Source organism: Agathobacter sp., assembly GCF_977054825.1.
This window is the reverse complement of the sequence record NZ_CDRTEH010000015.1, coordinates 13,853-38,850: the sequence shown is the minus strand read 5'-3', so window position 1 is coordinate 38,850 and position 24,998 is coordinate 13,853. Positions and strand designations below refer to the sequence as shown.

Annotated in this window: 22 protein-coding genes; all 22 read right to left on the bottom strand. The window is 45.5% G+C overall.

From position 1 onward, the window contains the following. Positions 1–2: 2 nt before the first annotated feature. Entirely contained in the window at positions 3–2,006 is a 2,004-nt protein-coding gene (locus ACW6PM_RS10860; protein ID WP_456057162.1) for an aminopeptidase, read from the bottom strand. Positions 2,007–2,029: 23 nt separating this feature from the next. Then, entirely contained in the window at positions 2,030–2,359 is a 330-nt protein-coding gene (locus tag ACW6PM_RS10855) for a hypothetical protein (protein ID WP_308669251.1), read from the bottom strand. An 11-nt stretch (positions 2,360–2,370) separates the two neighbouring features. Continuing rightward, positions 2,371–3,051 carry an orotate phosphoribosyltransferase gene (gene pyrE / locus ACW6PM_RS10850; RefSeq protein WP_306782744.1) on the bottom strand — a complete coding sequence of 227 codons (681 nt, stop codon included), beginning with the start codon at positions 3,049–3,051 and terminating at the stop codon, positions 2,371–2,373. Between the two features lie 154 nt (positions 3,052–3,205). Next, entirely contained in the window at positions 3,206–4,846 is a 1,641-nt protein-coding gene (locus ACW6PM_RS10845) for a sulfate adenylyltransferase subunit 1 (protein ID WP_456057161.1), read from the bottom strand. A 1-nt stretch (position 4,847) separates the two neighbouring features. After that, a complete protein-coding gene (gene cysD, locus ACW6PM_RS10840) occupies positions 4,848–5,747 on the bottom strand; it encodes a sulfate adenylyltransferase subunit CysD (RefSeq protein WP_308651382.1) in 900 nt (299 codons plus the stop codon). 20 nt (positions 5,748–5,767) lie between these two features. Then, a complete protein-coding gene (locus ACW6PM_RS10835; RefSeq protein WP_015568199.1) occupies positions 5,768–6,082 on the bottom strand; it encodes a 4Fe-4S dicluster domain-containing protein in 315 nt (104 codons plus the stop codon). Continuing rightward, the gene (locus tag ACW6PM_RS10830; RefSeq protein ID WP_456057160.1) at positions 6,066–7,772 is read right to left on the bottom strand and encodes an adenylyl-sulfate reductase subunit alpha; all 1,707 of its coding nucleotides are present in this window, start codon (positions 7,770–7,772) and stop codon (positions 6,066–6,068) included. The genes ACW6PM_RS10835 and ACW6PM_RS10830 overlap by 17 nt, the downstream gene beginning before the upstream one ends. Before the next feature lie 42 nt (positions 7,773–7,814). After that, a complete protein-coding gene (locus ACW6PM_RS10825) occupies positions 7,815–8,876 on the bottom strand; it encodes an ABC transporter ATP-binding protein (protein WP_308656124.1) in 1,062 nt (353 codons plus the stop codon). Between the two features lie 34 nt (positions 8,877–8,910). Then, the gene (locus ACW6PM_RS10820) at positions 8,911–9,765 is read right to left on the bottom strand and encodes a sulfate ABC transporter permease (protein WP_443595038.1); all 855 of its coding nucleotides are present in this window, start codon (positions 9,763–9,765) and stop codon (positions 8,911–8,913) included. A 55-nt stretch (positions 9,766–9,820) separates the two neighbouring features. Further along, the gene (gene cysT / locus ACW6PM_RS10815; protein WP_456057159.1) at positions 9,821–10,699 is read right to left on the bottom strand and encodes a sulfate ABC transporter permease subunit CysT; all 879 of its coding nucleotides are present in this window, start codon (positions 10,697–10,699) and stop codon (positions 9,821–9,823) included. Continuing rightward, positions 10,680–11,699, bottom strand: a complete 1,020-nt coding sequence (locus ACW6PM_RS10810) for a sulfate ABC transporter substrate-binding protein (RefSeq protein ID WP_456057158.1) — start codon at positions 11,697–11,699, stop codon at positions 10,680–10,682. Before ACW6PM_RS10810 ends, cysT begins: the two co-directional genes overlap by 20 nt. A gap of 70 nt (positions 11,700–11,769) precedes the next feature. Continuing rightward, positions 11,770–12,705, bottom strand: coding sequence for a cysteine synthase A (gene cysK / locus ACW6PM_RS10805; protein ID WP_456057157.1), 936 nt, complete (start codon positions 12,703–12,705; stop codon positions 11,770–11,772). Positions 12,706–13,257: 552 nt separating this feature from the next. Then, the gene (locus tag ACW6PM_RS10800) at positions 13,258–14,823 is read right to left on the bottom strand and encodes a Na+/H+ antiporter NhaC family protein (protein ID WP_456057156.1); all 1,566 of its coding nucleotides are present in this window, start codon (positions 14,821–14,823) and stop codon (positions 13,258–13,260) included. Between the two features lie 29 nt (positions 14,824–14,852). Further along, entirely contained in the window at positions 14,853–15,761 is a 909-nt protein-coding gene (locus tag ACW6PM_RS10795) for a dihydroorotate dehydrogenase (RefSeq protein ID WP_456057155.1), read from the bottom strand. Beyond that, complete coding sequence (locus ACW6PM_RS10790; protein ID WP_308669243.1) at positions 15,761–16,546, bottom strand: dihydroorotate dehydrogenase electron transfer subunit; 786 nt, start codon at positions 16,544–16,546, stop codon at positions 15,761–15,763. The genes ACW6PM_RS10795 and ACW6PM_RS10790 overlap by 1 nt, the downstream gene beginning before the upstream one ends. A 52-nt stretch (positions 16,547–16,598) precedes the next feature. Next, positions 16,599–17,531 (bottom strand): orotidine-5'-phosphate decarboxylase, encoded by a 933-nt coding sequence (gene pyrF / locus ACW6PM_RS10785; RefSeq protein WP_148885446.1) that lies wholly within the window; start codon positions 17,529–17,531, stop codon positions 16,599–16,601. Between the two features lie 169 nt (positions 17,532–17,700). Beyond that, positions 17,701–18,690 carry an aldo/keto reductase gene (locus tag ACW6PM_RS10780; protein ID WP_456057154.1) on the bottom strand — a complete coding sequence of 330 codons (990 nt, stop codon included), beginning with the start codon at positions 18,688–18,690 and terminating at the stop codon, positions 17,701–17,703. A gap of 126 nt (positions 18,691–18,816) precedes the next feature. Then, a complete protein-coding gene (panD, locus tag ACW6PM_RS10775; RefSeq protein ID WP_012743323.1) occupies positions 18,817–19,212 on the bottom strand; it encodes an aspartate 1-decarboxylase in 396 nt (131 codons plus the stop codon). 36 nt (positions 19,213–19,248) lie between these two features. After that, positions 19,249–20,088, bottom strand: coding sequence for a pantoate--beta-alanine ligase (panC, locus tag ACW6PM_RS10770; RefSeq protein WP_456057153.1), 840 nt, complete (start codon positions 20,086–20,088; stop codon positions 19,249–19,251). Positions 20,089–20,132: 44 nt separating this feature from the next. After that, entirely contained in the window at positions 20,133–20,960 is an 828-nt protein-coding gene (panB, locus tag ACW6PM_RS10765; RefSeq protein ID WP_015517323.1) for a 3-methyl-2-oxobutanoate hydroxymethyltransferase, read from the bottom strand. A gap of 56 nt (positions 20,961–21,016) precedes the next feature. Then, positions 21,017–21,868, bottom strand: a complete 852-nt coding sequence (locus ACW6PM_RS10760; protein WP_456057152.1) for a Rossmann-like and DUF2520 domain-containing protein — start codon at positions 21,866–21,868, stop codon at positions 21,017–21,019. Positions 21,869–22,143: 275 nt separating this feature from the next. Then, complete coding sequence (locus tag ACW6PM_RS10755) at positions 22,144–24,960, bottom strand: HD domain-containing phosphohydrolase (RefSeq protein ID WP_456057151.1); 2,817 nt, start codon at positions 24,958–24,960, stop codon at positions 22,144–22,146. Positions 24,961–24,998 lie beyond the last annotated feature (38 nt).

Genomic DNA, 24,998 nt, shown 5'->3' with positions numbered 1-24,998 from the left:
AATCATTTACTTTCTGCATCAAGCGTATCGAGCGGTTTATTTAACTCTTCTATGCCCTCAAGCACAAATCTGCCATCTCTTATTATATCACAGGTTGAGCCATCGTGTCGAACAACAATGATAGCTCCAAGCTCATCATATGGTATTGTGATATCCGTATGACAGTTGAAATATGCCTTTGATATATCCTCTTTTCTGCGGATGGAAACTGAATTGTCCCTGGCAATGATTGCCTTTCCGTCAGGGTTGTATGTCATATTGTCCTCATCATATGTGTAGCAGGTATCACCCACCGCAAAGTGCGGTCCTGTCTTCTCTGCTATAAGAATAGGCATCTTTGCCGCGATATCGTATACTCTCGCCATACGGTAGGCCGTTGTATTGGTGCCTATGGCAAACTCGCCCATAGGCAGTGTATCATGATGGAAAAGCACATTGTCTGATATATACTTTCTATTTTCTTTCTCATCATCAAAATTGGTACATGTATATTTATCAATCATGCCATCCTTAAAGTCAATTTCCAGATTAAGGAAGTTGAGCTCATTGAGATATACCTGACTGACATGCAGCTTTCCGTTTGTACCCTCTAACACCGGCGAAGTAAACACCTCTCCGACAGGGATATTCACATCAGCCACACAGTTTTCAAAGGCAGTCTCCTTTGAAGGCTCCTTAAGCTCATGAATCTTGACATACAAATCTGTCCTGTTGCCGTTTGTACCGACGATATGCACTCTGTCTGCCGTATCGAGCACATCTATGATTTTCTGCTGCATATCCCTGTAAAGTGCATAATCAAGCGTATTTATTTTTACAGTTTCCGTAAAAATCTCCTTATAGTCAGGTCCGATTGCAGCACACGGATAGGCAATAATCGTAAAGCTTCTGTCCTCGCTGTGGATATAGCTGTTCATATACTGTGAGCGCACACTTGTCATATGGACTACAAGCTTCTGCTGCTCATCGTTAAAGTGCGCAGCCTCCTTCTTTGAAACCGGAGCAAACGGCTCCTCGCCAAATATCTCTATGACAGCAGGCCCTCCACATTTGCACGCTACATCCTTCATTCTCTCAAGTGCATTGTGCATGCACTCAAGGCGGTACTCCACATATGCCTTGTCAAGCCACAGAGCCATATCCTCCTTGTGGTCATAGTCAAACTGCTTGTTGACCGATGTGGAAAACGGCCTCATGGCAGGCTTCATGCCCATTTTCTCGAAATTCTTTAAAGCCACCCTGATCATGCGCTCAAAGCCAAGCGGATAAAGCACCTGAACCACCGATTTTTTTGAGATATCCTTGTTGCAGGTAATAAAGCCAATGCGGTATCCTTCTGTGTAGGTATCTGCCATGGCCTGTATCTCCTCATCTGAGAATGAAGCCAGGTGTGCTCTGCCGGCGCGCTCATTCTCTCCTACATACAGTCCGTAGGCATACAGATAATCATCATTTGACAGATCTGCCTCATTTACAAGCTCTGTATAGTAATCATATGCAGGATCAAGGAGTGCTCCGTTGTCATCCTCTGCAAAAAGCTCCTCATAATCATGCATGAACGAGTATATGCAGCCCCTTATCTCATCAGGACTCAGCTCATCAGCATTCTCAAAATAATTGTAAAGCTCTACAATAAGCTCTGCATAGATGCAGAGATACTTTATATCACCCTGAAAGATATGCGTGATGCTTCCGGCAATTTTTGCATATACAGCCGATAAAAGCTGACCATACTCATCGCCGAGCACCTTTACGGCATATGCCGGGTTGGCATAGCTTTTCTCGTAATTTTCTTTATCAAACTGTGAATAGAATAAATCGTTAAATTCTTTATCTGCACTATGGTTTTTAATAGTGTTGATGCACTGTGCAACACTTCTGAAATAATCTGCAAAAGCCGGCTCTATCGCAGGCTCTCTGACGATCTGCTCTATCCGCTCCTCCACAAGCTCTAATCGCTCTGCGTAAAGCTCATTGGAGAGCTCATAAATCTCTTTATAACTCATATATTCCTATATTCTTTCTATTTTCATATAATAAAACCTGCAGCATATGTCCCTCCCCAGCTGATTAGCGCTATGAGTGAAAAAAATACTGCCAGTCGTGGAAACGTCATGAATGATTCCTCATCAAAGAGGCTTCTGATGGCAAATCCGAAATCTGCCAAAGATATGCCAAGCATCAGTATACCGGCACTGCCGTAGTACATAGACAGATTGCCATCTCCTCTGAATGCCGCATTTAAAAAAACTATATATACAATCTCTATGAGGATAGCCACAACAAGTGCAGCTATCCCCTTCTTAGATTGCTTCTTTTCCGTAAACTTATACCTGTTACGCTTTCTTCTGCCAAGCAATTTGTATTCTCCTATTTGCAGCCGTACTGCTTATAGTACTCGTCTATCGCTGCCTTGATTGTATCGTCGATGACTACTCTGCCATCATGCTCTCTGTTGTAGAGATACTCTGTGACCTCTGCCATTGTGACGATAGCCTTGCCCTCAAAGCCATACTTCTCATGAATCTCATCGAGAGCGCTCACCTTGCCGCCCTGTCCGACTTCCATTCTGTTAAGGCTCACCATAAGACCTACGATTGTAACATCAGCAGCCTCTCTTACCTTTGGTACTGTCTCCTCCATTGATTTGCCTGATGTGGTAACATCCTCTATCATGACCACTCTGTCGCCATCCTTAAGCTTGCTTCCAAGGAAGCCTCCCTTGTCTGCACCGTGATCCTTTGCTTCTTTTCTGTCTGAGCAGTAGCGCACCTCTTTGCCATAGAGCTCATGGTATGCGATGGCTGTTACCACTGCAAGCGGAATTCCCTTGTATGCAGGTCCGAATAATACATCAAAGTCATCACCGTAGTTTGCATGGATGGCCTTTGCGTAGTACTCTCCGAGTCTCTTAAGCTGTGAGCCTGTCACATATGCTCCCGCATTCATGAAAAACGGTGATTTACGGCCGCTCTTTAATGTGAAATCTCCGAATTTCAGCACGTCACTCTCTACCATAAAGTCTATAAATTCGCTCTTGTAGCTTTCCATTGTATATTAATCCTCCTGTGTGGTTTTCTTTAAATTATCTCTGTCAATTTTACCACATTGGGGCGTGCTTTTCAACGTGGAAATTAGGTACAAAAACAGCATCCCTTCATATTAAATAAATATGGGATGCTGTTCATCTGCTTATATGTTTTTATTAGATATACTCACTTGTGTTTACGATCACGCCGTCATATACCGACTGCTTCTTGATGAACTCCGCAACCTTGTCCACATCGCTGCCGTTTTTGTTCCAGTCCTTTGTGAACTCAACCTTATCGGCTGCAAGCTCCTTCTCCTGCTTTTGGCTGATGAGTAAAAGCACGAGTATTCCGGCATGGCTTAGGTGCTTGACTACGTTGACGAAGTCCTCACCCTCCTTTGGTGCGTAGAGATATGTATGGCGTCCGTCTATATTCAAGGCTTTCTCTACATCCTCCACAAAGCCGCGGTTTACACCATCCACTCCGTCTACGAATACGGCGGTGATTGCCTTCTGGCCCTTGATTGCGGCTCTGACATTTCTGTCTACTCTGCCCTCGTAGAGACCGCTTTCCTCTGTGTGTACCTCTTCGACTACACCGCAGGCAGATGTCATATCTGTCACACGGTCGATTAAGATAAACTCACCGAGTGTCTTGTGGTTTTTGAACTTATCGCAGACTATCTTGTCGGAGAATGCGATCCTTACGACTGCTATCTCGTTCTTTTTGAGCTTGTCGGCAGGCTTTTCCTCGCCTGTGTTTACATCGATGGTGTGCTCTATGTCTGTCACGATACCCGGTATTGACTTGGTACCAAGCTTGAAGAAGAAGTTCTTTCCCTTGAAGAGCTCATCATCATCCATCCAGAGTATTGTAGCTGTAATGGATGAAGCAACCTTTGCTCCTGAACCGATTGTGAGCACGCAGCCTCTTGATACGTCCACCTCTCTGTCGAGCTGGATTGTAACCGGCTGGCCTGTAAATGCACTATCGCTTAGCTTATCACCCACATGGATGCTCTTTACATGGGCTGTCTCATTGCTTGGCAGTGTGGTGATTTCATCGCCCACCTTTACCTCTCCTGCCTCTATCTGGCCCTGGAAACCACGGAAGGTGTGGTCAGGACGGCAGACTCTCTGTACAGGCATGAAAAAGCCCTCTTCCTCGTTCTCATCCTTTATGTCTACATCCTCGAGGTATGATAAAAGAGCCGGTCCCTTGTACCATGGGATATTCTCTGACTTTGTTGTTACGTTGTCACCCTCTGTTGCAGAAACAGGAATGATTACTACATTTTTGAGCTCAAGCTCCTTTGTAAGCTCGACAATCTGCTTTGTGATTTCATCGAAACGCTTCTCGTCGTAGCCTACAAGATCCATCTTGTTTACTGCAAATACAAAGTAATTGATTCCCATAAGTGCACAGATTCTTGCGTGTCTTCTTGTCTGAACCAATACGCCCTGCTTTGCATCTATTAAAATTACCGCAAGGTCTGCAAAGGATGCACCTACAGCCATGTTTCTTGTGTACTCCTCATGGCCCGGTGTATCTGCCACGATAAAGCTTCTCTTATCTGTTGTAAAGTAACGATAAGCTACATCGATTGTGATGCCCTGCTCTCTTTCTGCCATCAGTCCGTCAAGGAGGAGTGAGTAGTCGATGGCACCGCCACGGCTGCCGACCTTACTGTCGAGCTCCAATGCCTTTTCCTGATCTGCATAGAGCAGCTTTGAATCGTATAATATATGTCCGATCAGAGTTGATTTTCCGTCGTCCACGCTTCCGCATGTAATAAATTTAAGTAATCCGCTCATTTTAGAAATATCCCTCCCTCTTTCTTCTTTCCATGCTGCCTGCCGCCTCGTTGTCAATGACACGGGTGGTTCTCTCTGAGGAAACAGCACTGAGTGTCTCATCAATAATCTCATCAAGTGTATCTGCTGTCGACTCCACACCACCTGTCAGCGGGTAGCAGCCGAGTGTTCTGAAACGCACACTCTTCATCTGGATTTCCTCACCCGGACGAAGCTTCATTCTGTCGTCATCTACCATGATGATGTTGCCGTCTCTGTATACGACAGGTCTTTCCTTGGCAAAGTAAAGTGAAGGAATCTCGATATTCTCTCTCTTTATATACTGCCAGATATCCTTCTCTGTCCAGTTTGACAGTGGGAAAACTCGCACCTCCTGGCCCTTTTTGATTCTTGAGTTGTAGAGCTTCCACATCTCAGGGCGCTGGTTCTTTGGATCCCATGCGTGGCTTTCATTTCTGAAGGAGAAGATTCTCTCCTTGGCTCTTGATTTCTCCTCGTCTCTTCGACCGCCTCCAAACGCTGCCGTAAAGCCGTATTTGTCGAGCGCCTGCTTGAGCGCCTGTGTCTTCATGATATCTGTGTATGCTGAGCCGTGGTCAAACGGATTGATGCCCTGCTTTACGCCATCCTGATTTATATATTCAAGCATCTCGATGCCCTTTTCCTTGGCGATACGATCTCTGAATTCTATCATCTCACGGAATTTCCAGGTTGTATTTACATGTAAAAACGGAAATGGCGGCTTCTCCGGATAAAATGCCTTCATTGCAAGATGAAGCATTACCGAGCTGTCCTTTCCAATTGAGTACAACATAACCGGCTTCTCGCACTCTGCGGCTACTTCTCGTATTATGTATATTGCCTCTGCTTCGAGTTCGTCAAGATGTGATAATTCACCCATGTCTGTTACCATCCTTTTCTTTAATATTTATTGGATTCCTTCTTGTTGATAAGAATCTCTTCCTTGCTTCCGTCGCGCTTTTTGATATCCCAGGTCAGCGTGTCCGGTGTGCTTTTTACTGTCATGAGACTTCCCATGCCTCCTATGTCTGCTCCAAGATAAAGAGCAATAGCGCCAAAATGACATTCCTTGATGCATGAGGCACAGCCCCAGCAGTCCTTAGGATATTTGATAAAGGCTTTTTTCTCTGAGTCCTGATATATCAGGCTTCCCGGACATACGCTTGTGCACATGCCACAGCCCTTACACTTTGCTTTATCAATCATTATGCTCATAACGCGCCTCCCTTCCGACAAGCTCTCTGTAAATCATGTGAAGCTGCCCGTTTTCGTATTTGGAATTGACGTATTTCATCCAGTCATCACTCTTGTTTGGATAATCCAGATTCTCGGCAAAGCTGTGCCATCTGGTTTCCTTTCTCGCACCAAGATGTGCTATGACCGAAAGACATACCGTAAGTCTCTCCTTAAGCTCATATATGAACATAAGCTCATGCATATCCGATGCATATAAATCACCGGTCAGCTCTATCAGATGATTTATCTTTTCCTTTGCCAGCGCAAGCTGCCTGCCGTTGAACTGGTAATGTGTGGAAATGCCGCCTGCGTAGTTGTCCATGACCTTCTGCATGGCTTCCTCGATAGCCTCTGTTGTAAACATCTGAGACCTTTCAGTAAGGAAATGGTCGTACTCTGAAGCTTTTGCTTCAAGTGCCTTTTTCTCATCAAATGCTGCCGTGTCAGAACTGCTAACAGAGGTATCTGCATCAAGCTTTGATATCATATCTATCGCGGCGATTTCACCCTCTACCATGGCTCCTGTAACATATTTCTGCGGACATCCTCCTGCCACATCTCCTGCGGCATAGAGTCCGTGAATGGTAGTCTCACGCTCGGTATTTACCCAGTAGCCGCTCGCTGTGTGGCCACCTACGATATACGGTTCGGTGCCCTCTATCTCCACGTTCTGCTCACTTGGATTCTTACCAGACTCCACCCACTTGAGTGTCTGGCTCGGTGCCATGTTGAGATATGCCTTTCTCAATGACTCATCCTGCTGTGGAGAGATACCCTCTGTCCTTAAGTAGCAAGGGCCTCTTCCCTCCAGATTTTCCATGACCGTTCCGTATACACGCTCTGATGTGGTGAGGCCGTATTTTGTCTCGTAAACCTCTCCAAGCGAATTGACCTGCTTTGCTCCGACTCCCTGCGCAATTGTTCCTGTCGGTGCGATGGTGTCCTTGCATCTGAGTGCGATAAATCTCATCTCAAAGGTGGTCATCTCTGCTCCGCTTCTTATGCCCATCGCATATCCGGCGCCTGTGTTAAATGGCGGATACCACATCTTGTGCCTTGAAAAGCCCGGATTGTTTGGTCTGTACAGACCGGCTGCTCCGCCTGTTGCACAGAGCACCTTCCTGGCTCTGATTTCATAGGCTGTCGCATCCTCGATTGAAAATCCGTATGCACCCTTTATCGTGTTGTCCTCAACTATGTAGTCCGTGATATTGATTCTGTTTATCACCGTACAGTCCGTAAGCTTTGAAACCGCTTCTGCCAAAAGCGGCTTCATGTTCTCGCCGTTTATCTTGATATTGCGGTTTCCTCTGGCTACATACTCACCGTTTTCATCCTTTAATATGACAAGTCCAAGCTTTTCCATCTTGTCCGTCACACGGTTTAAGCCCTCTGACATAGTCATGAGTAAGTCCTCCCTTACTATGCCGTCAGCATCCTTTTTAGCGTAGTCCACATAGTCCTCAGGCTTTCTGCCCTTTACGATGTATGCATTTATCGCATTGACACCTGCTGCAAGACATCCGCTTCGCTTTATGTTGGCCTTCTCTGCAATTATAATCGAATAATCCGATTTCTCACGGATGGTGAGTGCTGCATAACAGCCCGCCGTGCCTCCTCCGATTATGAGGATATCCGTGTGTAGGATTTTTTTGTTTTCTATCTTCATGTATCTCCCTCTGCTTCCTCTTTTTGCTTCAACATATGAATATCAGATGTAGAATACATCCTGCTCCTGCATCTCGCTGTTTTCCATCAGATATGTCTTCTCATCATCAAATATATACAGCCTGTAAATCAGCACATGTACCTTCTCTCCGACCGATATCAAATCCTTTTCCAGCGAGCGCTCACCGACTACCTCAATGCCGTTTATGCTGACCGTGATATCCATCCTGTTTCCTCTGAAAACCACATCTGTAACGATGCCCTCCTCTGCCGCTGACTGATAGCGGTCCAGATTGCCACTCTTTGATATCTTGATAAACTCAGGCCTGATTACCGCCTTGTCGGCATTTTCTATCCTGTCAAAGCCCTTAAGCCTGTCATAGTTTTCAACGACTGTGGTATGTCCTATAAACTGCGCCACAAAAGGTGTATCAGGCGACTTGTATATCTCAAGAGGTGTGCCCATCTGCTCTATCGTGCCGTGGTTTGTGATAATGATTTCATCTGCCACCTCAACAGCCTCATCCTGGTCGTGTGTGACGAAAATGCTTGTGATTCCAAGCTTTTCAACAAGCTCCTTCAGCCAGGTACGAAGCTCACCGCGCACCTTTGCGTCTATCGCTGCAAAGGGCTCATCCAGCAAAAGCACCTGAGGATTCGGTGCCAGCGCTCTTGCAAATGCCACTCTCTGACGCTGTCCTCCGGAAAGCTGATTTGGATATCTCTTTTCAAGCCCCGATAAGCCTGTCATCTCAAGAAGCTTGGTGACACGCTCCTTTATAAGCTTTTTCGGCATCTTCTGAAGCTCAAGTCCAAATGCCACATTATCGTATATTGTCATATATCGAAACAGCGCGTAGTTCTGAAACACGAAGCCTATGCCTCTCTTTGAGGCCGGAATATCGTTCACACGCTTTCCATCTATATATATGTCACCGGAATTCGGTGTTTCAAGTCCTGCTATCATACGAAGAAGTGTTGTCTTACCACTGCCGGACGGACCAAGCAGCGCCACAAGCTTTCCCTTTTCCACTCCAAAGCTCACATTGTCGGATGCCAGGAAGTCTCCGTATTTTTTGTATATATTTTTCATCTCAACGTACATATACGTTATCTCCCTCCTGCTTTTCCCATTAATCTCAGTGTAATTTCTTAAATTTGTGCTCAACTATATTTCTTGCAAAAAGAATGATCAATGCAATGATCAACAATATCGACGATACAGCAAATGCCGATGTTATCGAGCTGTCTGTGCCCGACATATACAAGGCATCAATCTCAAGCGGCAGTGTAAATGTCTCACCTCTTGTCTTTGAGAGCGCATTTACCGCGCCGAACTCACCGAGGGCTCTCGCCGTACAGAGTATGATTCCATAGATCAGACTCCACTTCATCTGAGGAAGTGTTATTTTCCGAAATATCGTAAAACCGGATGCTCCCATCAGCGCTGCGGCCTCTTCCTCGTCCTTTCCCTCTGCATTGAGCACCGGGATGATTTCCCTTGACACATAAGGAAATGTGACAAATATAGTGGCAAGCACAACTCCGGGTATCGCGAAGGTGATTCTCACATTCGTACCGAAGAGCTCATTGAACCATCTGATAACCGGATAAAACCATCCGAGCCGTCCAAAGGTCATAAGATATGCAAGTCCCACGATGACCGGAGAAATCGAAAACGGTATATCAATGAGTGTTGCAAGCACCTGCTTTCCTTTAAACGAAAAGCGGGTCAACAGCCATGCTGTCCATATTCCAAAGAAGGTATTTACAGCTACCGAAAAGACTGTTGCTATCAGAGTCACCTTTAGCGCCGAAAGCACATAGCTTGTGGAGATTGCTTTCAGATAGAATCCAAGCCCCTCCTTTAAAGCGCTTGCCATCACAGAAAAAAGCGGAACAACAAGCATGACAAATATGAAGAGCACTGTTACCGTGATGAGTATTATCTTTGTAATCTTTTTTCTTCTTTCAAGCTTTACCTGTTCGGTCATCGTATTGTGCTCCTTTCCTGTTTGTGTTCATCTCATTCAATTTATATGCAGCGCTCTACAACAAATTTGTGCGCTGTGACTGTTTAACCTGCACTATGTTTACAAATAACAGCAGTAAAAATGATATAATAAGCATCACAAGTGCTATGGCAGTCGCGCCGGCGTAATCTATATAGCTAAGCTTCTGCATGATGACGTAGGATACCACCTGTGTCCTGTGCCTTGCGCTGTTGCCTGATATGTAGATAACGCTTCCGTACTCTCCTATGCCTCTTGCAAAGGCAAGACCAAAGCCTGTTAAAAGTGCCGGGCGAAGCTCCGGAAGTATTACCTTAAAAAAGGTCTTAGAGGGTGTGGCACCAAGCATATATGCTGCCTCCTCATATGTATTATCCATCTTTTCCAGTACCGGCTGAACTGCTCTGATCACGAAGGGAATACCTACAAAAACCAGTGCCACAACTATTCCTGCCTGTGTGTAAGCCACATCTATTCCAAGCTTACTTAAGCCATTTCCAAAAAAGCCTGTGCCCGAGTACAGCTTTGAGAGCGTGATGCCCGCAACCGCTGTCGGCAGTGCAAACGGAAGCTCTATGAGTCCGTCAAGCAGCCATTTTCCGGGGAAATCGTACTTCACAAGTGTCCATGCGACGATGATTCCAAATACCACATTTATAATCGCTGCGATAAATGACGAGGTGATGCTTGTGATAAAGGCATTCCTCACATTCTCCTTCATGATAAGTGCCACAAAATCTCCGGGTGATATCTTTAGCGAATACACAAGCACTGATGCTAACGGAATGAGTACGATGACTGAAAGCATCGTGACCACTATCCCAAGTGAAAGATGGTAGCCCGGTATAACTCTGGTCTTTATGTTCTTTGATTTAGTTTTCTTTTTTGCTGTTTTATCAGTTGCCGTAAATTTCATCGAACATTGCTCCATCATCAAAATATGTCTTGTAGGCTTCATCCCATCCGCCGTAATCATCTATGCTCCAAAGCCTGATATTCAAATCAAACTTGTCGGAAAACTGATTTAATATGTCCTGATTGGTTGGTCTGTAGCCACTCTCTCCAATCAGCCTCTGTGCCTCATCGCTGTAAAGATACTGTAAGTACTCTTTACTCGCCTCTTCTGTTCCATTGCTCTTTGCATTATCATCCACAATGGCAACTGATGGCTGCGCTAAAATGCTGACTGACGGGTTTACTATCTCATACTTGCCCGGATATGAATCCATGGTCGTAAGTGCCTCGTTTTCCCACGCTATGAGCACATCTCCCTGACCGTTTTCCACAAATGTGGTTGTTGAGCCTCTCGCACCTGAGTCCATAATTGTGACATTTTCATACAGCTTCTTCATAAACGATTTCTGTTCCTTTTGGCTGTCATAGTTTGTCTTCGCATAGCTTAGCGCCGCAAGGAAATTCCAGCAGGCTCCGCCACTGCTCTTTGGATCCGGTGTGATCACATCCACATTCTTTTTCACCAGGTCATCCCAGTCACTTATGTGCTTTGGATTGCCCTTTCTTACAAGAAAAACGATGGTTGATGTGTATGGTGCCGAGCTGTCAGGAAACTCATCTATCCAGCCCTTGTCAATTAAGCCGGTATTTTGTATAAGGTCTATGTCATGCTCGAGTGCCAGTGTGACAACATCTGCATTACAGCCCTCCACAACCGAACGCGCCTGCGCTCCCGAGCCGCCATGTGACTGAATCACATTTATCTTTTTGCCATGCTCGCTCTCATAGTAAGACTCGAATATTTTGTTGTATTTTTCGTAAAACTCTCGTGTCGGATCATATGACACATTCGTTATGGTGACTGTGCCATCATCCTTCTTACCTGAGCAGCCTGTCAGAAAAAGCGACACCACCATCACCGCTGACAGCATGGCTGCCGTGTATTTATGTATATTTCTCATGTATATTTCTCATTTTTCATATTACAGCTTCCGGCACAGCAGCTTATGCCGTCGGCTGTCTTATATACCATTAGTTTACTGTAAAAAGCTGTGTGGACAGGTATCTCTCGCCTGTATCCGGAAGCAGCACCACGATATTCTTTCCTTTGTTCTCAGGTCTCTTTGCAAGCTCTGTTGCCGCATATATTGCTGCTCCTGAGGATATGCCGACGAGAAGTCCGTCGCTCTTTGCAACCTCTCTTGCCTTGTCAAAGGCTGCCTCATTCTCCACCGGAATCACCTCATCCACTATATCCATGCGCATGACCTTTGGAATAAAGCCCGCTCCGATTCCCTGTATCTTGTGTGGTCCCGGTCTTCCGCCTGAGAGCACCGGTGAGCTCTTTGGCTCAACAGCCACTATTTTTACATCAGGATTATGCTCTCTTAATCCAAGCCCTGTGCCTGTACAGGTGCCGCCTGTTCCGACAGATGATACAAAGATATCTACCTTTCCATCTGTATCCTCCCAGATTTCCTGAGCTGTTGTAGCTCTGTGGATATCCGGATTAGCCTGATTCTCAAACTGCTGCGGAATAAAGGCATTGCCGTAATGCTCTTTAAGTCTCTGTGCCTCATCTATCGCACCCTTCATGCCCTCACGCCCCGGTGTAAGCTTTATCTCTGCACCAAGTACTGTGACGATTTTTCTTCTCTCGACACTCATGGTATCAGGCATGATAAGTATCAGGTGAAGTCCCTTTGAGGCTGCCACAAATGCAAGTCCGATTCCGGTATTGCCGCTTGTCGGCTCTATGATTATTGTGTCCTGATTTATTTTTCCATCCTTTATGCCCTGTTCTATCATAGCTGCCGCCACCCTGTCCTTGACACTTCCGAGTGGATTGAAATACTCCAGCTTTGCTATGATTTTTGCTTCAAGCCCAAGGGCCTTTTCATAATTGGTCAGCTCCAGAAGCGGAGTGTGACCTATCAGCTCTGTGAGCTGCTTTGCAATTTTTGCCATTGATATTACCTCTTTTTTGTTAATGTTTGTTTTGAGTTTGTTATGAGTTTGTTATGAGTTTGTGCTTAGTTTGTATGATTAGGATTTCCTACCAATCAAATATGATTTCTAAGTTATTGATATGTTACCACTAATTGATATTTTTGTAAATGTAATTAGGGTTATTAATATTTGTTAGCGGGCTATAAATTTTATTGATAGCCAATGGACGACTGCGCAGCATTGGAAGACACACCGATGGCACACTGTCTCATATCTCCTCGCCTAGTATGAGTAAATGCTGCCACAGACAGAGTTTATAAGGCACGGAAAATCAAACGCGCTTTTTACCTTTATAGCATTCTCTATGCTGTGTTGCTTGAACGAGTATTTTCCGTGCCACCTTTTGTCTGTGACGCATATAACTCATACACGGCTCGTCAAAAATCGACCGTGCACCATCGGTGTGTCTTCCCATGCTGCGCAGTCGTCCGTCCGGTATAGAACTTACCATAAAAAAAGAGTTCTATATTTCGCAGACTAAATGTCTGCAAAAATAGAACTCTTTTTTGGCTACTCCGCTTGTTCATTTGCTTTATCGGTTCTCGTGATATACTTGATTCCGACAAAGGTTCCAATCAGGATAAGCACTCCTATGATAAAAGGTACTACAGGATTTCTGACAAAGCCTGCTATGATGTAGGTCAGGCATGATATGGCAGCCACAAGCACAGCGTACGGAAGCTGTGTGGACACATGGTTCATGTGGTTGCACTGGGCTCCGGCAGATGCCATGATGGTGGTATCGGATATCGGTGAGCAGTGGTCTCCGCATACTGCACCTGCCATGCACGCTGAGATTGAGATGATCATCATCGTATGGTTTGTGCCTGAGAAGATGTTTACTACTATCGGTATGAGTATGCCGAATGTGCCCCATGAGGTTCCTGTTGCAAAGGCAAGGAAGGCTCCCACCAGAAATATGATTGCCGGGAACAGTCCAAGGAGTGGTCCCGATACGCCTCCCACTAAGCCTGCGACAAATTCCTTGGCGCCAAGGCTCTCTGTCATGGTCTTTAGTGTCCATGCAAAGGTCAGTATAAGTATTGCAGGTACCATTGCCTTAAAGCCCTCAGGGATTGAATTACAACAATCCGTAAAGCTTAATACCCTTCTGATCGAGTAAAAGCATATGGTGATTATCAGTGCAAAAAAGCTTCCAAGCATGAGACCGATTGAAGCATCGCTGCCTGCAAACGCATCGACAAAGCCTGTTCCGTCAAAAAAGCCACCTGTGTATATCATTCCGATGATGCAGCTTATTATGAGCACCAGTATAGGAAATACAAGGTCTATAACCTTTCCCTTGCCCTTTATCACATCCTGCTTTGACTCTGCATACGGCCTGTCTCCTGTGGTAAACAGATTGCCCTTTTTTGCATTGGCTTCATGCTTTGCCATAGGACCGAAATCCACCTGCAAAACAACAAGTGTCACCATGGCGATAATGGTAAATAGCGCATAGTAATTGTACGGAATGGCCTTTATGAAAATAGAAAAGCCATCCTCTCCCTTTACAAAGCCTGTGACTGCGGCTGCCCACGATGATATAGGTGCAATGATGCATACAGGCGCTGCTGTGGCATCTATCAGATATGCAAGCTTTGCTCTGGAAACCTGATGCTTGTCGGTGACAGGGCGCATCACACTTCCCACTGTCAGACAGTTGAAGTAATCATCTATAAATATGAGCACTCCAAGCATTATAGCTGCAAGCTGGGCACCGATCCTTGTCTTTATGTGCTCACTCGCCCATTCTCCAAAGGCCGCCGAGCCGCCTGCCTTGTTCATCATGCTCACCATGACACCGAGCACGACTAAAAATATCAGTATTCCCACATTGTACGAATCCGATAGCACTCCGACAAGTCCGTCCTCGAATATGTGAAGCACTGATCTCTCAGCCGAAAACCCCGGCTGAAATGCATTTCCATAAAACAGTCCGCCGATCACTATTCCGACGAATAGTGAGCTGTAGACCTCCTTTGTGATAAGTGCCAGAACTATAGCCACAACAGGTGGAACAAGCGCCCAGACTGTGGCATACATAGAAGGCACGTATTCTGCTGCCAGAATCATTATTTTCTCCTCCGTCTATCCCTTATGCTCTATCTGTCAACCGCACCGACAAGCTCTGAAATATTCTTTACTCCATACTTGTCCATGTACTCTGCGATGCCATCCACTATCTGCTCTGTGGTCTTTGGATTCACAAAGTTTGCTGTGCCGACTGAAACCGCCGTAGCTCCGGCAAGTATCATCTCTATAGCATCGGAAGCATTTGTTATACCGCCCATTCCGATAATCGGTATATTGACTGCATGTGCTGTCTCGTAAACCATGCGCACTGCAACCGGATGCACTGCCGGACCGCTCATGCCGCCTGTCTTGTTTGCTAACACAAAGCTTCTTCTGTTTATATCAATCTTCATACCTGTAATAGTGTTGATGAGTGAAACCGCATCAGCTCCGCCTGCCTCTGCTGCCCTTGCTATCTCTGCAATGCTTGTGACATTTGGAGAAAGCTTCATGATAACAGGCTGCTTTGCATATTTTTTTATCTCACTTGTGATAGTCTCAACACCCTTTGGATCTGTTCCGAAGGCAATTCCGCCCTCCTTAACATTCGGGCATGAGATATTTATTTCCATCATATCAATAGGCTCATCCGCAAGACGCTTTACCACATCAAGATACTCGTCAAGCGAATGACCGCAGACATTTACCACAATCCTTGTATCAAACTGCTTTAAAAAGGGAATATCCCTCTTGCAGAAAAGGTCGATGCCGGGATTTTGAAGTCCGACTGCATTGAGCATGCCGCCGTACACCTCTGCTACTCTCGGTGTAGGATTTCCCTCCCACGGCTTATTCGCAACACCCTTTGTAGTGACTGCACCAAGTCTGTTTAAATCAACAAACTCGCTGTACTCTGCACCGGAGCCGAATGTGCCGGATGCAACTGTAACAGGATTTTTCCACTCAACGCCGGCCACCTTTACTGACATATTGCTCATTACAGCTCCACCTCCTTCGCATCAAAAACAGGTCCCTCTTTGCATATACGCTTGTTGTTTACATTGCTGTGGGCATCCTTGTCCTTTGTCTTGCATACGCAGGCAAGGCATGCACCGATTCCACATGCCATGCGCTCCTCCATTGATACAAAGCAGTCCATATCATGCTCTGCAGCGTAAGCCTTGAGTGCACGAAGCATAGGCATAGGTCCACATGCATAAATCACATCTGCCTCAAGAGCATTCTCCTTTATCGCATCGATGACATTGCCCTTTGTGCCGACACTGCCGTCCTCTGTGGCTACAAATGAAGCTGCCTGCTCCTTAAACTCATCGAGCAGGAAGGTATTCTCATCGCGGTAGCCCATGACTATGTTCATATCGCATACTGCATTTATATCCTTCGCAAGCTGCAGCATAGGCGGCACTCCGATTCCTCCGCCGATAAGGAAGGCCTTCTTACCCGGCTGTACTGTAAAGCCGTTTCCAAGAGGTCCTAAAAGCCTTACCTTGTCGCCCATGACAAGCTTTGAAAACTCCTCTGTTCCTGTTCCTTCACCTGTCACACGGTACACGAGACGGATAGTGTCCTCATCTCTGTTTATGCCACAAAGGCTTATCGGACGCGGAAGCAGCTTACTCTTATCGTTTGAGTAAACCGATACAAACTGTCCCGCCCTTGCTGCCTTTGCAATTTTGTCTGTCTTAAGTGTGAGGTCATAGATGCCATTGCCGAGTGAGCTTTGGTCAACTACAACTGCAATCTCCTCAAATTTCTCTGCCATTTTATCTCCCTGGTTTCGTTTGTTAATATATTTAAGCTTTCTGAATGACTTATTAACGATTTGCAAGTGCTCCTGAGATATCCTCAATCATATCCTCGACAGCCTTGCGTGATGCATCTGCAAAATTCTCTGCTGTGATGCCCATATCCTTGTACTTATCCTGCTTGTATGCGCAGATGATACCGCGTGATGAGTTGACGATTGCACCAAGTCCGTCCTCATTGAAGAAATGAACAAGGTCTGCACCCTTACCGCCCTGTGCACCGTAGCCCGGTACAAGGATGAAGCTCTTTGGCATTACCTTACGAAGAATCTTACCCTGCTCAGGGTATGTGGCTCCGACAACCGCACCTACATAGCTGTATGAATCACCCATGCAGTCAGCTCCCCACTCTGCAACCTTCTCGCCTACCCACTCATATAATGGGCGACCATCAATCATACGATCCTGGAACTCGCCGCTTGATGGATTAGATGTCTTTACAAGGATAAAGATACCCTTCTTCTCCTCCTTGCATACATCTACGAATGGCTTGATGCCGTCTGTTCCAAGGTATGGATTGACAGTGGCAAAATCCTCATCAAAGGTAGAATAGCTCTTGCTGCCGATCTGTACCCTTCCGAGATGTCCTGTAGCGTATGCAGCCGATGTTGAGCCGATATCTCCACGCTTTACATCTCCGATAACCACGAGATCCTTCTCGTGACAGTAATCCACTGTCTTCTGAAATGCCTTAAGTCCCTCAACACCAAACTGCTCATACATGGCAATCTGTGGCTTTACTGCAGGAATCAGGTCATATGTAGCATCCACAATAGCCTTGTTGTACTGCCAGATAGCTTCCGCTGCACCTGCCGGTGTCTCTCCAAGCTCGTCAAATGCCTTCTTTGTGATGTGCTCAGGCACATATGAAAGCATCGGGTCAAGACCTACCACGATAGGTGCGTTTGTTTTCTTGATTTTGTCTACTAATTTGTTGATCATTCTTTCGTCCTCTTTATGCGTATTTTATTATACAGGCAGATATTGTGATTATTAAATATCTGCATACAGTTATAAATATTTTATAGCATAAACAGGATTCTTGCAACCAAAAATATAATAGCAGGGAGTATAGCATTAATTGCTGCTATACTCCCTGCTGAAATCACCTTTACACTCCCACAACCTCATCAATCATCCTAAGCTCTTCCTCAGAGAAGCCTGTGCCCTCCATAACCTTTAAGTTTTCAAGAATCTGCTGTGGCTTTGAAGCGCCGACAAGCACGCTTGTCACGTCATCATCCTTTACCACCCACTTAAGAGCCATCTGTGCAAGTGTCTCACCACGTTTTGTGGCTATATCGTTCAGCTTCTTAATCTGCTCGATGTGTGGAGCAAGCTTTTCCTGATTTAAAAAGCGGCCGTCTGTCTTTATACGGCTATCCTCCGGGATGCCGTTTATGTAACGGTCTGTGAGCATGCCCTGTGCGAGCGGACTGAAGGAGATGATGCCCTTTTGACACTCTCTGGCTGCCTGCTTCAAGCCGTTTTGCTCTATTGTACGGTTGAAGATATTGTATGAGTTCTGGTTGATGATAAACGGACATTTCAAATCAGTAAGAATCTCGCAGGCTCTCTTCATGGTCTCGCCGTCATAATTTGACAGTCCGACATAGAGTGCTTTACCGCTCCTTACTATCTGGTCGAGTGCTCCCATTGTTTCCTCAAGCGGTGTCTCAGGGTCCATTCTGTGATGATAGAAGATATCCACATAGTCGAGTCCCATTCTCTTAAGGCTCTGATCAAGGCTTGCAATCAGATACTTGCGGCTGCCCCAGTTGCCGTATGGTCCCTTCCACATATCATAGCCTGCCTTTGAGCTGATGATGAGCTCATCGCGGTATGCAGACAGATGCTCCTTCAGTATAAGCCCGAAGTGCTTCTCTGCGCTGCCATATTCAGGGCCATAGTTGTTTGCCAGGTCAAAGTGAGTGATGCCATGGTCAAAGGCTGTGAAGCACATCTGCTTCATGTTGTCATACGATGAAAAATCACCGAAATTGTGCCATAAACCAAGCGATACAACAGGAAGCTTAAGTCCGCTCCTGCCGCATCTGTTATATCTCATTGTGTCATATCTCTTTTCGTCTGCTGTGTACATATTTACCTCCCGCATAAATACATGGTATTTTGTAACTATTTTACCCGATTAATCATAAATGAGGGGCAAAATACCTTTTGGCACTCATATCATTATTATACTACAGCAGGCTTGATTTTTCTATTGTTAAATAAAATCCTCCGTCAGCTTTCCGTGCTTCTCATAATTCGTCACACGCGCTATCTTGTTTTCATCATCCACAAACACTACCTTTGGATGATGCTCCTTTGCTTCCTCAGGTGTCATCTGCGCATAGCACATGAGTATCACATGGTCACCGACTGCAACCTGTCTGGCGGCTGCGCCGTTTAAGCATATCATGCCTGAGCCAGGCTCTCCGGCGATGGTGTAGGTCTCGAATCTGTTTCCGTTTTCCACATCGACAATCTGAACCATCTCATATTCCAAGATGCCTGCTGCCTCAAGCAGCTTTGTATCTACAGTGATGCTTCCCACGTAATTTAAGTCAGCCTGCTTGACCACCGCTCTGTGTATTTTGCCTTTAAGCATTGTATAATTCATTGTTTGTACCTCTTTTCAATAATTGTTGCTATCCTACTATGCGATAAAATTGTCAATCAGCCTTGTCTTTCCGATATAGACAGCAATTGCCACGAGTGTTGTTCCCTTAATCTCATCAACCTGTGTAATCGTGTCAAAATCAACCACATCTACATAATCAATTCTTGCAAGCGGCTCCTTGTTTATCTCTGCTGTGATTGCATCCTTTACCACCTTTGCACTCTTCTCGCCTGCCTCTACGAGCTGCTTTCCGATTTTTAAGCTTCTGCTAAGTACAAGCGCCGCCTGTCTTTCATCCTCACTTAAATACGTGTTTCTTGAGCTCTTTGCCAGTCCGTCCTCCTCACGGATGATTGGGCAGCCGATGATTTCTGTGTCAACATTTAAATCCTTTACCATACGCTTTATGACCGCAAGCTGCTGTGCATCCTTCTGTCCAAAGTATGCGCGGTCAGGTGTCACAATGTGAAACAGCTTCAATACAACTGTCTGCACACCTCTGAAATGAATAGGTCTTGTTTTTCCACAAAGCTCAGTTGTGAGGCCATTCATATCCACATATGAGCAGAAGCCGTCTGCATACATCTCCTCAGGCTGTGGATGGAAAATAATGTCAACTCCAGCATCCTCGCAAAGCTTTGCATCCCTGTTTAAATCACGTGGATAGCTGTCTAAATCCTCTGTAGGGCCAAACTGCATTGGATTTACAAAAATACTCACTACAACCTTGTCATTCTCGCGTCTTGCCGCATCGATTAAGCTCTTATGTCCCTCGTGGAGGTATCCCATTGTAGGTACAAAGCCAACGCTTTTGCCCTCTCTCTTCCATGCCTTTACCGCTTCTCTCACCTGTTCGATTTGTCCGTATATTAACATTTTATGTCTCCTTATTCTTTTATTTTTAGTATCTATTTTCGATACTAATACAGCTTGTCAATTATTGTCTCATCCATCTTAAAGGTATGCTCCTCACCCGGGAAGCTTCCCTCCTCAACAGCCTTTTTGTAGGCTGTGAATGCCTCATTCATCTCTTTTCCGACCTGTGCGAACTGCTTTACAAATTTCGGCTTCATGTTTGCATACATTGCAAGCATATCCTGATATACAAGCACCTGGCCGTCGCAGTCTGCTCCTGCTCCGATACCGATTGTAGGTATGCTTATGCTCTCTGTGATTTTTTTGGCAAGTGCCTTTGGCACACACTCGAGCACCACTGCAAATGCTCCTGCCTCCTCGACTGCACGGGCCTCATCAAGGAGCTTCTGTGCTGCCTCTTCACCCTTGCCCTGCACCTTGAAGCCGCCGAATGCGTTTACTGACTGTGGTGTAAGCCCTAAATGTGCACATACCGGAATTGACGCATCCACGATAGCCTTTATCTGTGGACATACCTCCTTGCCACCCTCGAGCTTAACTGCCTGCGCATGGCCTTCCTTCACGAGTCGTCCTGCATTGACCACAGCATCATAAACTGATGTCTGATATGACATAAAAGGCATATCTGTGATGAGCAGTGTATCCTTTATGCCTCTTGAAACAGCTGCGCTGTGATGAATCATATCCTCCATAGTCACTGAAAGTGTATCCTCATAGCCAAGCACCACCATGCCAAGAGAATCTCCTACTAAAATCGCATTGATTCCTGCCTCATCTATGAGCTTTGCTGTCGAATAATCATATGCTGTGAGCATCGTGAGCTTCTCGCCCTTTTCCTTTGCCTGTTTAAAAGTTACTACTGTATTTTTCATTGTCCAATCCCTCTGTCTTTCTGCAACAATCCGTTTCTTGTATATTAACGGTATTGTCACCCTCTTAGCAATTCCATCATCTGAGTGTAATCCTTATCAGGATTCTTTTTTTCAGCAATATTTACCAGTTTTGTGCCAAGCATTTTGTACAATATAACATCATCGCTATCGTCATTTTGCATACATGCGATGTGCTTTTTCACTGTTTCAATATCGTTTCTCTCGATTGGTCCGGTCAGTGCGCCGTCACAGCCTGCTTCGAGTACGTTTTCGATATTGCGCATCACAAGCCGGCCTGTAGCCCTTACAGCCTCAGCCCTTGTAAAGCCGCAGTCCTCCAAAAGAGAATAACCCATGTCAAGTACAGCAATCACCTGATTGCTCAAAATGCTCGCCGCTGCATGGTATTTTGCTTTTTTAGCGCCATCAATACGGCATACCTCATTTCCAATAGAACAAAACAGCCCGGATATTGCTTCAACCGCAGCATCCTGCCCTTCCACTGTGAAAAATGCTTTATTTAATTGCTCATATGATGAAAATTTGTTACTGAACGGTAACATTGGATGAATTGAACAGCATGATACGCTCATGCTCTCCCTTCCGGAAAATGAATCGGATGATAATGCGCCACTGCAATGACATATAATCTGATTCGTTAGAGAAAGCTCTTTTAATTGTTCCCAAACCGGTATAATAAATGAATCCGGTGTGGTGATAAATATAATCTGTGATTGATCCGCCAGTTGCTTTAGCGAATCAAAGCTCTCTGTCCTTGTAAACTCCGCAGCCTCCTTAGCCGCCGCAGAATCCACGTCATAATAGCCTGCAAGCTCTATGTCCTTTGTCCTTAGGTACTTACCTATAGAACAGCCCACTCTGCCTGCGCCGATTATGCCTATTTTCATGCTACCACCTTCTTTCCAAGCCGGTCAGACCATTCCTTATATCGCAGCTGATATAATCTCCGCCATGTGCCGTATGGCAGCGGTCGATTTATCCTGTGCGCGCCTGTCACTTTGCTGTCTGCTTCATATCTGCTGCAGCAATGTGCTTTTGGCTACTTGTGTCTGCCGGATATGCTCTGTCATAAGGTGACAACACATCCTCCATGATACAGTTTCCTTCGAATACCGTTCGAAGAAAACTATACCACATTGACTATTATTTAACAATCCCTATTTTATTTTGCCTCAGTCATCTTGATATACTCATACTGCGGCTTGAAATCCTCTCTGTCACAGAGCTCATAGTAATGCATAAAGATTCTCTCCATGACATTCGGAATCTGATTTTCCTGTGGCTCAAATAGTATTATAAGATACTGCATTGAGCTGTAGCGCGTGCAGACATCCACCTTTCTGATCTTGCTGCGGATAGACTGCTCCATGTAGTCAAGTGCCTTCTCAATTTCCTCGATATCTGCAAGCTGCTCCGGCAGAGTGTTCATAGTCACCATGACCAGATAGCAGTTGTGCTTGTGCCTCTCTCCTACATTGTTCATGAACTCATAGATTCTCGCAAACTCTCTGTAGTTTAAATCCAGCGCACCTGTGTAGCTGCCACTCTCCTTTAAATGCTTTGCCACATTTCGTAAATCCACACTCAGATTTGTATTCTCCATATTGTCAGTTAAAAGCTGCTCATAGAAGAAATATGTACCCTTGCAGTTCTGCTTCACATAGTAGAGTGCCTTATCTGCCCTTGTGTAGTCACTTTCAAACATGGCTCCCTTTGTTGTCAGGCACATTCCTGCCGAAAGAGCAGCATCCTTTATCTCACAGTCCGCTTCCTTGGCACTCTCGAAGCCCTCAAATATGCGCTTTATAACACTCTCCACCATCGCCCTGTCAGAATATGGCATAAAGATGAGGAACTCATCACCTCCAAGCCTGCAGGCTGCAAAGGTCTCATTCTCAGTCTCTTTTGCGAGGAGATTACCTATAAGCTTAAGTGCCCTGTCACCGGCCTTGTGACCATGCACATCATTGACTTTTTTGAGATTATCCATATCTATGAAGGCAAGGCAGCCATCATTCTCCTGCATCAGGGCTGCTATTATCTGCTGTCCGCGGCTTCGCATGTGAAGTCCTGTCAGATAATCAACACTGTCTGCCTTTTCCTGACTGCTCATGGTCTTCATAACCTCAGATATGAATTTGTCTGCCACTGACTCGATAACCGCATTATCACGGTAGCCCTTAGCTGCCGGATTATTTTCATCTATCACAACCATGCCATTGTCAAGCATATCAACAAACATACGCGATATCTGCGGGTCAAACTGCGTGCCGCAGTTATCCAAAAGCTCCCTTCGGATCTCTTCATCGGGCAGTGCATTCCTGTAAATCCTGCGCGATTTCATGGCATCATAGCTGTCTGCCACACACACTATACGGGCAGAAAGCGGTATCTCCTCTCCCACCAGTCCGTCAGGATAGCCCTTTCCATCGTAGCGCTCATGATGATTCCTTGCAATATCCACCAGATGGTCTAACAGTGTGATATCCTTTAAGATATCTGCGCCCATCACAGTATGGCTCTTTATGGCTGCAAACTCTTCATCGGTCAGCCTGGTTGGCTTATTTAATATAGTATCAGGCACGCCAATCTTTCCGATATCATGCAGATATGCAGCATTTCTAAGATTCTCCACCTCATGCTCACTCCAGCCAAGCTGCTTTGCAATGAGAGCAGAGTACTCTGCCACCCTGTATGAGTGCCCCCTCATATAATCATCCTTTGCTTCTATTGTAGCAGCGAGTGTCTTCATCATCTGAAGGGAAACTCTCTCTGTCTGATTTCTAAGCCTGTCACTTTCTTCCTTCTGGCGCTTGTATTCTATCTCGCTGATTCTTTTTATTGTGACTATTATATTGACAAACAAAATCACAATAAGGCCTGTTCCGATAAAGAAGCCTGACATAGTGACAACAAAGTACACAGAAGCAGCCTCTATAAGCACCAGAACAAGCGCTATAATCATGGCAACCATCTCAGGTCTGTAGCCCAATGTCCTATGCTTAATTATATCAATGATAAACGTTGTGATAACGACCGCGCAGCAGACAGCAAGCATTCCCTGTCCTGCCGGCAGAGTCTCTATATAATCGCACACACCAAAAAGCTGCAAAGCTGTGCAGACAATTAAATTCGCAGCCGCAAGTGCCTCTATGCATGTATACACTCTTGTATAACGCCCACCCTGTATGCTGTCAATATAAATCGAAACAGCAATAGGACTAAGCAGAATAACCACAAAGCACATGGCTGCCATAACAGATGCATTCGGCACCAGCATCTGACGCAGCTTTGACTCACCGAGCATCCACGCCGCTCCTAAAAGCAGACACCAGCCCACAAACTCCATGTCAAAGTGTGTCTTGTATACAATACTGAGTGCTATGCTGAACATAATGGCCACTATAGCTGCAAAAAGAATGAAAAACGCTATAACCGTCTCTCTGGAGCTGTTATGAAAGATATTTGTCCATATATCGCTCTTATCTCCGCAGTATACTGTATTTACAACGCCCGAATAGTTGGATGCATGGCTCGTCAGCTCAATGCGCAGCTCTTTGCCTGCATCATCCTCCGACATGTTGCAAAAAACATATCTGCTCGCGGAATCCTTACCGAAGGGTCTCGTGTCCTTTGTATCATACTCTGCTCTCAGGCTGCCATCCACATAAAATCTGACTGTCTGAAGTGATGCTCTGATTGCCATGACACTTGCATCGAAATCATCAGGCAGGACAGTAGTTATGACCATCGTATCCCCCGGCTTCACATCATACCTGCCGGGCACTTCAATAGTCTCCCTTTCACCATCAGACTTCTCCCATGTAAAGCTGCCCTCGTAGGTGATACTTTTATCACTGACGGACTGGCTCCTCTCACTCGGTAATATGCACTCGGCAATTATAAATCCAACAATCAAAAAGGCCATCATTAAATAAAACAATGACCTCTTTGTCCTACTCACGCTGTATCTATCCATAACTTATCCTATTCCGCAAACATAAGGTCTGCTTTATA

What these genes read in the sequence shown, in the direction of transcription:
- ACW6PM_RS10790 (WP_308669243.1), bottom strand. Translation starts at nt 16,546, where the DNA reads ATGGCAGAGAAATTTGAGGAGATTGCAGTTGTAGTTGACCAAAGCTCA.
- panB (WP_015517323.1), bottom strand. Translation starts at nt 20,960, where the DNA reads ATGAAAAATACAGTAGTAACTTTTAAACAGGCAAAGGAAAAGGGCGAG.
- ACW6PM_RS10810 (WP_456057158.1), bottom strand. Translation starts at nt 11,699, where the DNA reads ATGAGAAATATACATAAATACACGGCAGCCATGCTGTCAGCGGTGATG.
- cysD (WP_308651382.1), bottom strand. Translation starts at nt 5,747, where the DNA reads ATGGGTGAATTATCACATCTTGACGAACTCGAAGCAGAGGCAATATAC.
- ACW6PM_RS10780 (WP_456057154.1), bottom strand. Translation starts at nt 18,690, where the DNA reads ATGTACACAGCAGACGAAAAGAGATATGACACAATGAGATATAACAGA.
- panD (WP_012743323.1), bottom strand. Translation starts at nt 19,212, where the DNA reads ATGAATTATACAATGCTTAAAGGCAAAATACACAGAGCGGTGGTCAAG.
- ACW6PM_RS10760 (WP_456057152.1), bottom strand. Translation starts at nt 21,868, where the DNA reads ATGAAAATAGGCATAATCGGCGCAGGCAGAGTGGGCTGTTCTATAGGT.
- pyrF (WP_148885446.1), bottom strand. Translation starts at nt 17,531, where the DNA reads ATGATCAACAAATTAGTAGACAAAATCAAGAAAACAAACGCACCTATC.
- ACW6PM_RS10835 (WP_015568199.1), bottom strand. Translation starts at nt 6,082, where the DNA reads ATGAGCATAATGATTGATAAAGCAAAGTGTAAGGGCTGTGGCATGTGC.
- ACW6PM_RS10820 (WP_443595038.1), bottom strand. Translation starts at nt 9,765, where the DNA reads ATGACCGAACAGGTAAAGCTTGAAAGAAGAAAAAAGATTACAAAGATA.
- cysK (WP_456057157.1), bottom strand. Translation starts at nt 12,705, where the DNA reads ATGGCAAAAATTGCAAAGCAGCTCACAGAGCTGATAGGTCACACTCCG.
- pyrE (WP_306782744.1), bottom strand. Translation starts at nt 3,051, where the DNA reads ATGGAAAGCTACAAGAGCGAATTTATAGACTTTATGGTAGAGAGTGAC.
- ACW6PM_RS10845 (WP_456057161.1), bottom strand. Translation starts at nt 4,846, where the DNA reads ATGAGCGGATTACTTAAATTTATTACATGCGGAAGCGTGGACGACGGA.
- ACW6PM_RS10860 (WP_456057162.1), bottom strand. Translation starts at nt 2,006, where the DNA reads ATGAGTTATAAAGAGATTTATGAGCTCTCCAATGAGCTTTACGCAGAG.
- cysT (WP_456057159.1), bottom strand. Translation starts at nt 10,699, where the DNA reads ATGAAATTTACGGCAACTGATAAAACAGCAAAAAAGAAAACTAAATCA.
- ACW6PM_RS10830 (WP_456057160.1), bottom strand. Translation starts at nt 7,772, where the DNA reads ATGAAGATAGAAAACAAAAAAATCCTACACACGGATATCCTCATAATC.
- ACW6PM_RS10825 (WP_308656124.1), bottom strand. Translation starts at nt 8,876, where the DNA reads ATGTACGTTGAGATGAAAAATATATACAAAAAATACGGAGACTTCCTG.
- ACW6PM_RS10755 (WP_456057151.1), bottom strand. Translation starts at nt 24,960, where the DNA reads ATGGATAGATACAGCGTGAGTAGGACAAAGAGGTCATTGTTTTATTTA.
- ACW6PM_RS10795 (WP_456057155.1), bottom strand. Translation starts at nt 15,761, where the DNA reads ATGAGCAATATGTCAGTAAAGGTGGCCGGCGTTGAGTGGAAAAATCCT.
- panC (WP_456057153.1), bottom strand. Translation starts at nt 20,088, where the DNA reads ATGTTAATATACGGACAAATCGAACAGGTGAGAGAAGCGGTAAAGGCA.
- ACW6PM_RS10800 (WP_456057156.1), bottom strand. Translation starts at nt 14,823, where the DNA reads ATGATTCTGGCAGCAGAATACGTGCCTTCTATGTATGCCACAGTCTGG.